The organism is Paracoccus binzhouensis, from assembly GCF_016446475.1.
Taxonomy (GTDB): Bacteria; Pseudomonadota; Alphaproteobacteria; order Rhodobacterales; family Rhodobacteraceae; genus Paracoccus; species Paracoccus binzhouensis.
On record NZ_JAEHFP010000128.1, the window covers coordinates 1 to 11,731 of the forward strand.

Annotated in this window: 12 protein-coding genes and 1 pseudogene; 7 read left to right on the top strand and 6 right to left on the bottom strand. The window is 70.8% G+C overall.

The features are described 5' to 3' along the window. From I9P22_RS20535 to I9P22_RS20555, 5 genes and pseudogenes are all read right to left on the bottom strand, one after another. A pseudogene (locus I9P22_RS20535) lies at window positions 1-227 on the bottom strand (hypothetical protein); the annotation flags it as partial. A gap of 123 nt (window positions 228-350) precedes the next feature. Then, window positions 351-587: an Lrp/AsnC ligand binding domain-containing protein gene (locus I9P22_RS20540; RefSeq protein WP_199261646.1), complete on the bottom strand. Its 237-nt coding sequence runs from the start codon at window positions 585-587 to the stop codon at window positions 351-353. Between the two features lie 30 nt (window positions 588-617). After that, window positions 618-1,994, bottom strand: a complete 1,377-nt coding sequence (locus tag I9P22_RS20545; RefSeq protein WP_199261648.1) for an MATE family efflux transporter — start codon at window positions 1,992-1,994, stop codon at window positions 618-620. Window positions 1,995-2,050: 56 nt separating this feature from the next. Then, the gene (locus tag I9P22_RS20550; RefSeq protein WP_199261650.1) at window positions 2,051-2,695 is read right to left on the bottom strand and encodes a L,D-transpeptidase family protein; all 645 of its coding nucleotides are present in this window, start codon (window positions 2,693-2,695) and stop codon (window positions 2,051-2,053) included. Then, on the bottom strand, window positions 2,692-3,876 hold the full coding sequence (locus I9P22_RS20555) for a MalY/PatB family protein (protein ID WP_199261654.1): 1,185 nt from the start codon (window positions 3,874-3,876) through the stop codon (window positions 2,692-2,694). The genes I9P22_RS20550 and I9P22_RS20555 overlap by 4 nt, the downstream gene beginning before the upstream one ends. A 77-nt stretch (window positions 3,877-3,953) precedes the next feature. On the opposite strand from I9P22_RS20555, the gene def (I9P22_RS20560) reads away from it, so the two are divergent. From def (I9P22_RS20560) to I9P22_RS20590, 7 genes are all read left to right on the top strand, one after another. Beyond that, window positions 3,954-4,475 (top strand): peptide deformylase, encoded by a 522-nt coding sequence (gene def / locus I9P22_RS20560; RefSeq protein WP_199261656.1) that lies wholly within the window; start codon window positions 3,954-3,956, stop codon window positions 4,473-4,475. Continuing rightward, a complete protein-coding gene (locus I9P22_RS20565; RefSeq protein WP_199261658.1) occupies window positions 4,468-5,025 on the top strand; it encodes a peptide deformylase in 558 nt (185 codons plus the stop codon). The genes def (I9P22_RS20560) and I9P22_RS20565 overlap by 8 nt, the downstream gene beginning before the upstream one ends. A 253-nt stretch (window positions 5,026-5,278) precedes the next feature. Next, entirely contained in the window at window positions 5,279-5,779 is a 501-nt protein-coding gene (gene def / locus I9P22_RS20570; RefSeq protein ID WP_199261660.1) for a peptide deformylase, read from the top strand. Between the two features lie 576 nt (window positions 5,780-6,355). After that, a complete protein-coding gene (locus I9P22_RS20575) occupies window positions 6,356-7,993 on the top strand; it encodes an alpha/beta hydrolase (RefSeq protein ID WP_199261663.1) in 1,638 nt (545 codons plus the stop codon). Beyond that, the gene (locus I9P22_RS20580; protein WP_199261665.1) at window positions 7,978-8,856 is read left to right on the top strand and encodes a dienelactone hydrolase family protein; all 879 of its coding nucleotides are present in this window, start codon (window positions 7,978-7,980) and stop codon (window positions 8,854-8,856) included. Before I9P22_RS20575 ends, I9P22_RS20580 begins: the two co-directional genes overlap by 16 nt. A gap of 24 nt (window positions 8,857-8,880) precedes the next feature. Further along, a complete protein-coding gene (gene fmt, locus I9P22_RS20585) occupies window positions 8,881-9,774 on the top strand; it encodes a methionyl-tRNA formyltransferase (protein ID WP_199261666.1) in 894 nt (297 codons plus the stop codon). A gap of 150 nt (window positions 9,775-9,924) precedes the next feature. Further along, a complete protein-coding gene (locus tag I9P22_RS20590) occupies window positions 9,925-10,473 on the top strand; it encodes an HdeD family acid-resistance protein (RefSeq protein WP_199261667.1) in 549 nt (182 codons plus the stop codon). A 40-nt stretch (window positions 10,474-10,513) separates the two neighbouring features. Here I9P22_RS20590 and I9P22_RS20595 read toward each other — a convergent pair. Then, window positions 10,514-11,731 (bottom strand): ATP-dependent helicase C-terminal domain-containing protein (locus I9P22_RS20595; RefSeq protein ID WP_332909053.1); only part of this gene is annotated, 1,218 nt, incomplete at its 5' end.

The window sequence follows — 11,731 nt, forward strand, 5'->3', positions numbered from 1 at the left end:
GCCCGCTCCAGCAGCGCCCGCAGGCCGCCCAGACCCAGCAGCCCGGCCAGGGGCGGCACAGCCGGCGCACCGCCGATCAGCCCGGCCAGCCCCAGGGCCGCGCACCAGGCCATCGGCAGCCACAACAGCCCCGCGGCCGCCGACAGCAGCGCCGCCCGCCGCAGGCCCGGCCATTCCGGCGCCAGCAGCACCCGCGCCGCCCCGTCCATGGAAAACCCCTCGCGCATCCGGCCATCCTGCCGCAGCCCGAGGCGCCGGCCAATGCGACCGAAGGCTCTTTCGGCTTTCCGTTGCCGAAATACCCCGGGGAGTCGCGCGGCACGCGCGACGGGGCAGAGCCCCATGGCGGCCTAGAAGGCCTTGAAGGTGATGGTGGTCAGGGTGCGGCAGATGCCGGGAATGTCGAACAGGTTCTCGGACAGGAAATGCCCGACATCCTGGTCCTCGGGAATGTAGATCTTGGCCAGCAGGTCGTAATCGCCCGAGGTGGAATAAAGCTCGCTGACGATCTCGCGGTCATAGATCGCGTCGGCGACCTCGTAGGTCTTGCCGGGCGTGCAACGGAACTGGACGAAAACCGGGCGCATGGCGGGCCTCCTGACTTCTGCGCCGCCAACCTAGACCGCACGCGCCTCGCGGGTCCAGTCCCCGCGCGCGAAGCCGCGCCAGAAGCGGCGCATCAGCAGCACGGCGGCAAAGCTCAGCCCCGCCACCAGCCCCAGCCACAACCCGGCCGGGCCCAGCCCGGCGACAAAGGCCAGGCCGTAGGCCACCGGGATGCCGACCAGCCAATAGCTCACCGCCGCGATCACCATCGGCACGCGCGTGTCCTGCACGCCGCGCAGCAACCCCAGGCCGATCACCTGCATGGCATCGGTCAGCTGGAACAGCCCGGCATAAAACAAGAGCCCCGCAGCCAGTTCGATGATGGCTGGGGTCTCGGGGTGGGTCGCGTCCAGGTAAAGCCCGACCAGCTGGCGCGGAAACAGCTCGAAACCCGCCATGGCCAGCGCCGCGATCACCGCCGAGACCGCGATCACCGTCACGCCCGCATCGCGCATCCAGGGACCGTCGCCCCGGCCCTTGGCCTGCCCCACCCGCACGGTGGCGGCGTTGGACATGCCCAGGTGCAGCATGAAGGTGATCGAGGCCAGCTGCAGCGCGATGCCATGCGCCGCCAGCTCGCGCGTGCCGATCCAGCCCATCATCACGTTCGAGCCGACGAACAGCCCGCCCTCGGCCACCATGGTCAGGCCGATGGGCAGGCCCAGCCAGAAGACCGCCCGCATCTCGGCCCAGTCCGGGCGCCAGAACCGCTGGAACAGGCGGTATTTGCGCGCCGCCGGCAGCCAGGCGGCATAGGCGATGATGGCCAGAAGCTGCGTATATTGCACCGCCACCGCGGCTATGGCGGCACCCCGCACCCCCAGTTCCGGCGCGCCCAGATTGCCGAAGATCAGCACCCAGTTCAGCAGGATGACCAGCGGCAGCCCGGCCAGCGTGATCCACAGCACCACCTGCGTGCGCTCCATCGCCGCCAGGTAGCTGTTCAGCGTCAGCTGGCACAGCACCGCGACCAGGCCGAAGCCCTCGATGCGCAGATAGTCCTGGGCTAGGGCGGCGACCACTGGCTTCTGCCCCAGCGCCAGCAGGATCGGCCCGGAATGCCACATGGCCGGGATGACCGCGACCGCGAACAGGGTCGACAGCCACAGCGCCATGCGGGCCGAGCGGCGCACCTCGACCTCGTCGCCCCGGGCGATGGCGGCGGCGATCAGCCCCATGACGCCGATGCCGAAGCCCATGCCCAGGAAGAACAGGATGTTGAAGAAGGACACGGCGATCACCAGCGCCGCCAGTTCCTCGACCCCGTACCAGCCCATCATCACCGTATCGGCGACATGGATGGCCATGCGCGCCAGATGGCTGCCGACCAGCGGCAGGCCAAGCACGAGGGTCGCGCGCAGATGCGGGGCGTAGCGGTCGAGCGTCATGCCCCTGCCTTATCCTTGGGCAGAGCCTGCGGCAAGGAGTCGCGCCGCGTCTCGGCTCAGGGCCGGATCTCGACCTCGGTGCCGATGCGGGCATGGGCGAAGATTTCCTCGATCTCGGCATTGTCGACGGCGATGCAGCCGGCGGTCCAGTCGCCCTTGACGCGAAAGCCGTCGGGGATCTGGTTCGGCTGGCCGTGGATCATGATGTCGCCGCCCGGGCTGACACCCAGGCGGCGCGCCGCCTCGCGGTGGCGGGGCTGCGGATAGTCGATGCCCAGCGACAGGTGATAGGCGCTTTGCCGGTTCAGCCGGTCGATGCGGAAGATGCCCTCGGGGGTGCGGCCGTCGCCCTCGCGGCTCTTGTCGCCCGCGGGTGCGAAGCCCAGGGCAATGCGGAAGGTCCGGGGCGGGCCGCTTTCCTGGTACACCGTCATGCGGCGGGCGGATTTCTCGACCAGGATGCGCCGGACGGGCGAGGCGATGGGCGCCTCGGGCCGCACCGACGGGCGCTGGAAGACCGGCGGCAGGGTGATGCGCGGCAGCCGGAATTCGGGCAGGCGCAGATCGGGCAGGCGCGGCCAGTGCCAGCCCGCCGCGGGCGGTTGCGGCACCGGCGCGGGCTGCGGCGCCCAGATCAGCCACAGCCCCCACAGCACCGCCGCCAGGCACAGCGCCGAGAAGATCCCGCCCAGCCGCTTCATTGCAGGTCGCGGAACGCCTCTTGCAGCCGCGCCACCGCCTCGGCCACCCGGGCGCGCGGCGTGGCGAGGTTGAAGCGTAGAAAATCCTCGCCGCCCAGGCCAAAGGTACCGCCGTGGTTTGCGGCGATGCGGGCGCCCTGCTCGACGCGGCGGGTGAACTCGGCCCGCTCCATCCCGGTGCCCGAGAAATCGACCCAAGCCAGATAGGTCGCCTGCAAGCGCATCGAGCGCAGGCCGGGAATCGCGTTCACGCCCGCGTCGAACAGCTGCCGGTTGCCGTCCAGATAAGCGGTCAGCGCATCGACCCAGGCCGCGCCCTCGGGCGAATAGGCGGCAGCAACCATGCCCGGCCCGAACAGGCCGGGCGAGATGCCCAGGGCCGTCAGCCGGGTTTGCAGGCGCTTCCTCAACCCCTCGTCGGCGACGATCAGGTTGCCGATATGGGCGCCGGCGATGTTGAAGGTCTTGGTGGCGGCGGTCAGCGTCACCAGGCGCGGCGCGGCCTCGGGCGCAACGGTGGCCAGCACCGAATGGCGCGGGCTGCCGGGCATGACCAGGTCGTGGTGAATCTCGTCCGAGACCAGGATCAGGTCATGGGCGGCGCAGAAATCGGCGACCTGCCGCAATTCTTCGGCGCTCCAGACCCTGCCGCCGGGATTGTGGGGCGAGCATAGGATCAGCATCCGCTCGCGCCCGGTCAGCAGCTTCTGCCAGCCCTCCCAGTCCATGCGATACTGCCCGTCATGGATGGCCAGCGGGAACTCGGCCACCTCGCGACCCGAGGCGCGGATGACGCGGGCGAAGGCGTGATAGACCGGGGTCATCACGATCACCCGGTCGCCCGGCCGGGTGAAGGCATCGACGCAGATCGCGGTGCCGTTGACCAGCCCGTGCGCCGAAAGGATCCAGTCCGGCTGGACCTGCCAGCCGTGGCGCGTCTCCATCCACCAGCGAATCGCCTCGAGATAGGCCGGGTTGGCGCCGGGATAGCCATAGACGCCATGCGCCGCCATCGCCTCGACCGCGCGCTGGACCGAAGCCGGCGGGCGGAAATCCATGTCCGCGACCCACATCGCGATGCCGTCCCGGGGCGAGACGCCGTAGATCGCCTGCATGTCGTCCCATTTGGAGCAGGCGGTGCCGGTGCGGTCGATGATCTCGTCGAAATCGGGCTGGGCCATGGTTCCCCTCGTTCTTCCGTTCGGGCGCAGCATAGCGGCTTGTTGCGCAAGGCCAAGGCTTGCCCTAGATCACGGGCATGACATTGCGCAGCATCATCCTCCACCCCGATCCGCGGCTGAAGAAGCCTTGCGAGCCCGTGGCCCGCATCACCCCCGAGATCGAGACCCTGGCCGCCGACATGCTGGCCACCATGTATGACGCGCCGGGCGTGGGCCTGGCCGCGCCGCAGGTCGGCGTGCTGTCGCGGCTCTATGTCATGGATTGCGAGAAGGATCCCGAGGCGCCGCGCAATCCCATCGTCATGGTCAACCCCGAGGTCACCTGGACCTCCGAGGCGCTGAACACCTACGAGGAAGGCTGCCTGTCGATCCCCGACCAATATGCCGACGTGACCCGCCCGGCCGAGGTCAGGGTGCGCTGGCTCGGCCTCGACGGCAAGACGCATGAGCGCGAGTTCGAGGGCCTCTGGGCCACCTGCGCCCAGCACGAGATCGACCACCTCGACGGCAAGCTGTTCATCGACTACCTGAGCCCGATCAAGCGGCAGATGATCACCCGCAAGATGGTCAAGCTGAAGCGCGAGCGCGGCCGTGCCTGAGCCCCTGTCCGGCGAGGATGCCGCGCGGGTGCCCGGCGGACCGGACCTCGCCGCGCTGGCCGCCCGCGGCCGCATCCGCCCGATCCTGATCCATCCCGACCCGGCCCTGCGCCGCCTCTGCGACCCGGTCGGGCGCCTGGCCTGGGACCGGCTCTCGCAACTGGCCGCCGACCTGCTCGCGACCATGTATGCCGTCGGCGGCCGCGGCCTCGCCGCGCCGCAGATCGGCGAAAGCTGGCGGATCTTCGTCATGGATCACGGCTGGAAGGACGGCGCCCCCCAGCCCCGCGTGGTCCTGGACCCCGAGATCGCGCCGCTGGGCGAGGCGGTCGCGACCATGGAGGAAGCCTGCCTCTCGATCCCCGGCCGGCCGGTGGCGATGACGCGGCCGGCCACGGTCTCGATGCGCTGCTTCGACATGACCGGGACGCTGCAATTGCTGACCCTGGCCGGGATCGAGGCCCGCATCGCCCAGCACGAGGCCGATCATCTCGACGGCCGGCTGATCCTCGACGCGCCGGACGGCCGGGACGATTCCGCCGCGCGTTAAGCCTGTCCTGGGGATTCGGCGCCAGGCAGGGGCAAAGAACCCGGGACACCGCTTGTTCCTGCCGACCGAAATGCTGTGCTGTCTCGCCGCCCTGTGGCCGGGGCGGCGACTGATCCTGCCGCGCGACGCCTGGCCGACCCCGCGCCCCGGCATCCATGTCGGGCGCGGTTTGCGGCGGGCCGAAAGTCCGGGCCGGATTTACCTTCATTCGCCGCCATGATAGCCGGGCGGCCATTCCTGACAAGGCCGCCCGATGACCGTCCGCCCCTTCCTGCCCTATGCCGACCGCCGGTTGCACATGCCCGCCGAGCCGGTCGCCGCGATCACCGAGACGGTGCGGATGATCTGGGACGACATGATCGACACCATGGAGGCGATGCCCGGCGTCGGCCTTGCCGCGCCGCAGATCGGCATCATGCAGCGGCTGGCGGTGGTGGACGCATCCGACAAGCGCGGCCAGGCGGTGCGGATGGCCAATCCCGAGATCCTGCATGCCAGCGTGCAGCTGCGCGCCCATGAGGAGGCGAGCCCGAACCTGCCCGGCGTCTCGGCCCGGATCGAGCGGCCGCGGGCGGTGACAGTGCGCTTCCTGAATGCCGAGGGCGAGATCGAGGAGCGGGATTTCGTCGGCCTCTGGGCGACCTCGGTGCAGCACCAGATCGACCACCTGGACGGCCGTCTCTATGTCGATCACCTCTCGCCCCTGCGCCGCAAGATGCTGGTGGCGAAATCGGCCAAGCTGTCGCGGCGCTGACAAAGGCGTCGGGCGGGCTGTCCCGGCGCGGCCCCATTCCGGGCGCGGGGATGCCTGCACGGCCGCAGCAGGATTTGGGAAACGGTGAAGGCGCCTTGCAGATCCCCTCTTGCAGGTCTCCCCGCGCACGTGGTGGCATGAGGCGCCGCGCCGGGGCTGGCTGGACGGTTGCGCCCCTTTTTCACCCCCGGGGGGCTGCGCGGCCGGATGAGTATTTGTGGAACGAAGAAGCACGGGCATGTGCGATGAGTCGCGCGGCGGTCCTTTCCGTTTTCCAAATACCCTGGCGACGCCGCCCGAGGGGCGCGGCCGCCGGCATCGGGCATGGACGGTGCCCTCTGCCCCTGTGGCGGGCGAGCGGGTGCCGCGCCCCGCAGCGCAGGCCGGGGACGGGAACCGGGTGGCGCAGGGAAGCGCTTTTCTTTGCCGCGCCGGCCCCTTAACCTCGGGCGCGAGCGGGCGGGCAGGGAACGGGCCGCCCGGCAGACCCGGCGCCCGGCATGCCGCCTCGGGGCCTTCCGTTCCCGCCGAAACCCGCCCGCACCGCGGGCCAAGCCCGAGGACGCCAGGCCAGAGATGTTTTCCGTGCTGCCCCTTCTTGCCGGCCTGCTGTTCCTTGCCGCCTCGCTGACCCCCTCGCTGATCCCCCGCGACTGGCTGATGCAGGGCGTGCTGGCCGGGGTCTCGATGGCGGCGGGCTATGTGATGACCCAGTTCCTGCTGGCGCTGTGGCGGGCGCTGGAGCTGCCGGTGCTGAAGGACCGGCCAGCGCGCATCGCCCATGCGGTCCTGGCGGTGCCGGTGCTGGTGCTGCTGGGCCGCGGGGTGATCCTGTCCGGCGAATGGCAGAACAGCATCCGCGCCCGCATGGGCATGCCCGATCTGGAGGTCAACAACACCGCCAAGATGCTGGCCCTGGCGCTGGCGGTGTTCCTGGCGCTGTTCGTGATCGGCAAGGCGATCCAGGCGCTGTTCGACCTGCTGCGGCTGCGGCTGGCGCGCTATATTCCGACCCGCAGCGCCAATGTGCTGGGCCTGCTGCTGGCGGCGCTGATCGTGGTGACGCTGACCCGCGACGGGGTGGTGAACTGGGCGATGCGCATCGCCGACAGCTCCTATGCCGCGGCCCAGCATCTGACCGACCCGAATATCCCTCCGCCCGCCGAGCCGTGGCAATCCGGCTCGGTCGCCTCCGGCATCGACTGGGAGCTGATGGGCAAGCCGGGGCGCGACTTCGTGCTGGGCGGTCCGCGCGCCCGCGCCATCACGGCCTTCACCGGCCGGCCGGCGAAAGAGCCGCTGCGCATCTATGTCGGCCTGGCGCAGGACAAGGACCCGGAGGCGCGCGCCAAGGCGGCGCTGGACGAGATGCTGCGCGTGGACGCCTTCGACCGCAAGGTGCTGGTGCTGGCCAGCCCCACGGGCACCGGCTGGATGGACCCAGCCAGCTATGACGCGCTGGAATACATGCATGGCGGCGACGTGGCGACGGTGGCGGTGCAATATTCCTATCTGCAAAGCCCGCTGGCCCTGATCTTCGAGACCGAATCCGGCCTCGACCAGACCACCGCCCTGATGCGCGCGGTCTATGAGCATTGGCGCCACCTGCCGGCGGACCGGCGGCCGCGCCTGTATCTGCACGGCATCTCGCTGGGCGCCTGGTCGTCCATGTATGCCTTCAACCCGTTCCAGATGATGAACGAGCCGGTCGCCGGCGCCTTCTGGGTGGGCCCGCCCTTTACCTCGACCCTGTGGCGGCAGGCCAACGGCGCGCGCCGGCCCGGCAGCCGCTTCGTCCTGCCCGAGCTGGATGAGGGCGAGGTGATCCGCTATGCCAGCCAATACGCGCCGCCCGACCGTTCGGGCCGGCCCTGGGGGCGGCTGCGCATCCTGTTCCTGCAATATGCCAGCGATCCGATCGTGTTCTACGACCCGGCCTCGCTGTGGCGGGCGCCCGAATGGATGCGCGAGGCGCCGGCGCCCGATGTCTCGCCCCGGCTGCGCTTCACCCCGGTGGTGACGCAGCTGCAACTGGCGGTGGACATGCTGGTCTCGACCTCGGCGCCGCCGGGCTTCGGCCATACCTATCACGCCCGCGACTATATCGACGGCTGGATCGCCGTCACCGCGCCCGAGGGCTGGACGGCGGCCGATACCGAAAGGCTCAAGGCGATCTGCGGCCGGCACGGAAGGCTCGGATGCGCAAACGGCTGATCCTTGCGCTGGCACTGCCGGGGCTGGTGGCGCTGGCCCTGGGGCTGAACACGGCGCGCAACTATGCCGGCTGGCAGCCCGCGACCGAAACCCCGGCCGAGCGGCTGGCCCGGCTGGAGCCGCATTGGCGCATCCTGCGGCCCGATGGCCCCGGCCCGCATCCCGCCGCGGTGCTGCTGTCGGGCTGCGACGGCGTGCACGACAACATGGACCATTGGGCGCGGCAATTCGTGGCCATGGGCCGGGCGGCGCTGATCCTCGACAGCCATGCGCCCCGGCTTCTGGACAAGGCGCAGGCCTGGCGCGCGCTCTGCGCCGGGCAGGTGCTGCCGGGGGCCGAGCGCGCCGGCGACCTGGCCGTGGCGCTGGCGGCGCTGCGCGAGATGCCGGGCATCGACGGCTCGGACGTGGCGCTGCTTGGCGCCTCGCATGGCGGCTGGACGGTGATGGAACTCCTGCGCGCGCTCGGCGAGGACGAGCCGCCGCCCGGCCTGACCGCCTGGCCCGCCCCGCGCGACAGCCTTGCCGCGCAGCTTGGCCCGGTCGTGCTGCTTTACCCCTATTGCGGCCTTCTGAACGGCGCCGCGAAGGGGCACTGGCCCGGTCATGTGCAGGGGCTGATGCTGCTGGCCGAGCTGGATTCGATCACCGATTCCGCCGATTGTCGCCAAATGGGCGAGGATCTGGTCGCCCAAGGCGCGCATCTGGCCGTCATCACCTATCCCGGCATCAATCACGGCTTCGACCAGCGCGAACGTTCCTCGCTTTCGCCGCTGGAGTTCGACCCCGAAGCCCGGGCGCAGGCCACCCGCGACATCCGCGCCTTCATGCAGGGTTTTGCCGCGCCCGCGCCCGGGATATGAGATCCCGACACAAGGAGGGCAGCGATGCGCGTCATCTTCATGGGCACACCCGATTTCTCGGTTCCGGCGCTGCGGGCCATCGCCGCGCGGCATCAGGTCGTCGCGGTCTATTCCCAGCCGCCGCGCGCGGCCGGGCGCGGGCAGAAGCCCCGCCCCTCGCCCGTGCATCGCGCCGCCGAGGAGCTGGGCCTGCCCGTCCGCACGCCCGAACGGCTGAAAACGCCGCAGGACCAGGCGGATTTCGCCGCGCTTGCCGCCGATGTGGCCGTGGTGGTGGCCTATGGGCTGATCCTGCCGCCGGCAGTGCTGGAGGCGCCACGGCTGGGCTGCCTGAACATCCACGCCTCGCTTCTGCCGCGCTGGCGGGGCGCGGCGCCGATCCACCGGGCGATCATGGCCGGCGATGCGGAAACCGGCGTCGCCATCATGCAGATGGAGGCGGGGCTGGATACCGGCCCGGTGCTGGCCGAGGCACGCACCGCCATCGGCCCCGGGGACACCACCGCGGACCTGCACGACCGGCTGGCCGAAATGGGCGCGGCGCTGATCGTCGAGACGCTGCACCGCCTGCCCCTGCCCGCCCGGCCGCAACCGGCCGAGGGCGTGACCTATGCGCAAAAGATCGACAAGGCCGAGGCGCGGATCGACTGGACCCGGCCGGCGGCGCAGGTCGACCGGCAGATCCGCGGCCTCTCGCCCTTTCCCGGCGCCTGGTGTCTGGTCGGGGACGAGCGGGTGAAACTGCTGCGTTCGCGCCTTGCCGCCGGTTCGGGCGCGCCCGGCCGGGTGCTGTCGGGCTTCACCATCGCCTGCGGCGAGGGCGCCATCGAGGTGCTGGAAGCGCAGCGCGAGGGCAAGCGCCCGATGCTGGCGGCCGAGATCCTGCGCGGCATGACCCTGCCCGACCGGCTGGGCTGACGGCATTGTAGCATATCCGCCACAACTTTCGGTTGTCGCAAGGCGCGGGGGCCGTTCCGCGCAACCCCATGTTAATCTTTTCCTGTCAGACCGGATCCGAGGTTTTTTGGTCCGGCGATCCCAAAATGGGCCTGAAAAGGGGGCGAAATCATGGAGACTCTGATCCGGGTGATGGCCGATCATTGGTGGGTGCCGCTGCTGCGCGGTATCGCGGCCATCCTGTTCGGCCTGATGGCGCTGATCTGGCCGGGGCTGACCGTCTATGCGCTGCTGCTGGTCTTTGGCGCCTATGCGATCTTCGACGGGGTGATGGCGCTGGTCACCGCCTTCCGACGCAAGGGCGCCGACGACCGCTGGTGGGCCTGGGCGCTGGACGGCATCCTGTCGATCATCATCGGCCTGATGGCGCTGTTCTGGCCGGCGGCGACGGCGCTGGCCTTCGTCATCTGGATGGCCGCCTGGGGCGTGGTGGCCGGCATCTTCCGCATCATTGCCGCCATCCGGCTGCGCGACGAGATCGAGGGCGAATGGGCGCTGGGTCTCAGCGGCTTGCTGCTGGTCGTCTGGGGCGTGCTGATGGCGCTGGTGCCGGCGGCCGGCCTGCTGGGCATCGCCTGGATGATCGGCCTGTTCGCGCTGCTGATCGGCGTGGCGATGATCGTGCTGGCCTTCCGGCTCCGGGGGCTGAAATCGGCCTAGATCGCCCGGCCGCAGGAGCATTTGGGGAACAGAGAAATGCTCAAGTGCCGCGCGGCTTGGCGCGGGTGGTCGGATCGGCCTCCAGCGGGTTTTCCGGCCAGGGATGGCGCGGATAGCGGCCGCGCATGTCCTTTCGGACCTCGCCGTAACCGCCAGCCCAGAAGCCCGGCAGGTCGGTGGTCACCGCGACGGGCTTGCCGCCGGGCGACAGCATGGTGATGCGCAAGGGCCGGCCCCCGACGACCGGATGGCGCGACAGGCCGAACAGTTCCTGCAGCTTAAGCTCGACCGAGGGCGTCTCGTGGTCGTAGTCGATGGGCACCTTGCGACCCAGCGGCGTGACGAAATGCGCCGGCGCGGCCTGGTCCAGCCGGCGCTGGCCGTCCCAGCCGATGCGTGCCTTCAGCGCCTCGGTCAGGTCCAGCCCACGCAGGTCGGAGAGCGTCCGCGCCTTGCCCAGCCAGGGCAGCAGCCAGTCGGGATCGGCCAGCAGGCTGTCGTCATCGACCGTGCCGAGCTCCGGGATCAGCGCGATCCGCGCCCGCAGCCGCGCGGCGCCGGGGCTCCAGGTCAGCCCGGTCGCCCGCAGCCCCTCGAAAGCGGCGCGGGCCAGCGCTTGCGGGTCGGGGTCGTCCAGCGCCCGGTCGGCCAGCGCCAGCGCGCCAAGGCGCTCCTGCCGGCGGGCAATGACGCGGTTGTCGCGGCGGGACCATTCCACCAGCTCGGCGGTTTCGATGCGGTCGGGGAACAGGGCGCGGATCTCGTCCTCACTCACCACCACCGCCATGCGGATGCGGGCCTCGCGCGCATCGCCGTCGAGGTCGGTCGCCACGATCAGCCGCTCGGCCGCCAGCGCGTCGCCCTCGGGCAGCACCGCGCCCTTGCCGCCCGACAGCACATAGCGCGGCTGCTCACCCTTGCGGCGCAGGCCGATGCGGTCGGGATAGGCCAGCGCCGCCATGGCGCCGGGCGACAGGGCAGCGCCCTCGCCCACCATGCGGCGCAAGCGCTTCGCTTCGTCGCGGATGCGGTGCAGCGGGCCCGGGTTGACCGGCCAGGGGTGGCGGTCCTGATAGGCGCGCAGGTCGCGGATCGCCGCCAGCCGCAGGGTCAGGTCTGCGGGCGCGCCGGTCAGCGGGTCGCGCTCGGCCAGCAGCGCCGCGAGGTCGGCGGCGTCGCGCCCGGCCGTGACCAGCATATGCGCCAGCCGCGGATGCAGCGGCAGCGGCGCCAGACGCCGGCCGTGCGGGGTTATGCG

What these genes read in the sequence shown, in the direction of transcription:
- I9P22_RS20555 (WP_199261654.1), bottom strand. Translation starts at nt 3,876, where the DNA reads ATGGCCCAGCCCGATTTCGACGAGATCATCGACCGCACCGGCACCGCC.
- fmt (WP_199261666.1), top strand. Translation starts at nt 8,881, where the DNA reads ATGCGCGTCATCTTCATGGGCACACCCGATTTCTCGGTTCCGGCGCTG.
- I9P22_RS20575 (WP_199261663.1), top strand. Translation starts at nt 6,356, where the DNA reads ATGTTTTCCGTGCTGCCCCTTCTTGCCGGCCTGCTGTTCCTTGCCGCC.
- I9P22_RS20540 (WP_199261646.1), bottom strand. Translation starts at nt 587, where the DNA reads ATGCGCCCGGTTTTCGTCCAGTTCCGTTGCACGCCCGGCAAGACCTAC.
- I9P22_RS20550 (WP_199261650.1), bottom strand. Translation starts at nt 2,695, where the DNA reads ATGAAGCGGCTGGGCGGGATCTTCTCGGCGCTGTGCCTGGCGGCGGTG.
- I9P22_RS20590 (WP_199261667.1), top strand. Translation starts at nt 9,925, where the DNA reads ATGGAGACTCTGATCCGGGTGATGGCCGATCATTGGTGGGTGCCGCTG.
- I9P22_RS20545 (WP_199261648.1), bottom strand. Translation starts at nt 1,994, where the DNA reads ATGACGCTCGACCGCTACGCCCCGCATCTGCGCGCGACCCTCGTGCTT.
- I9P22_RS20580 (WP_199261665.1), top strand. Translation starts at nt 7,978, where the DNA reads ATGCGCAAACGGCTGATCCTTGCGCTGGCACTGCCGGGGCTGGTGGCG.
- def (WP_199261660.1), top strand. Translation starts at nt 5,279, where the DNA reads ATGACCGTCCGCCCCTTCCTGCCCTATGCCGACCGCCGGTTGCACATG.
- def (WP_199261656.1), top strand. Translation starts at nt 3,954, where the DNA reads ATGACATTGCGCAGCATCATCCTCCACCCCGATCCGCGGCTGAAGAAG.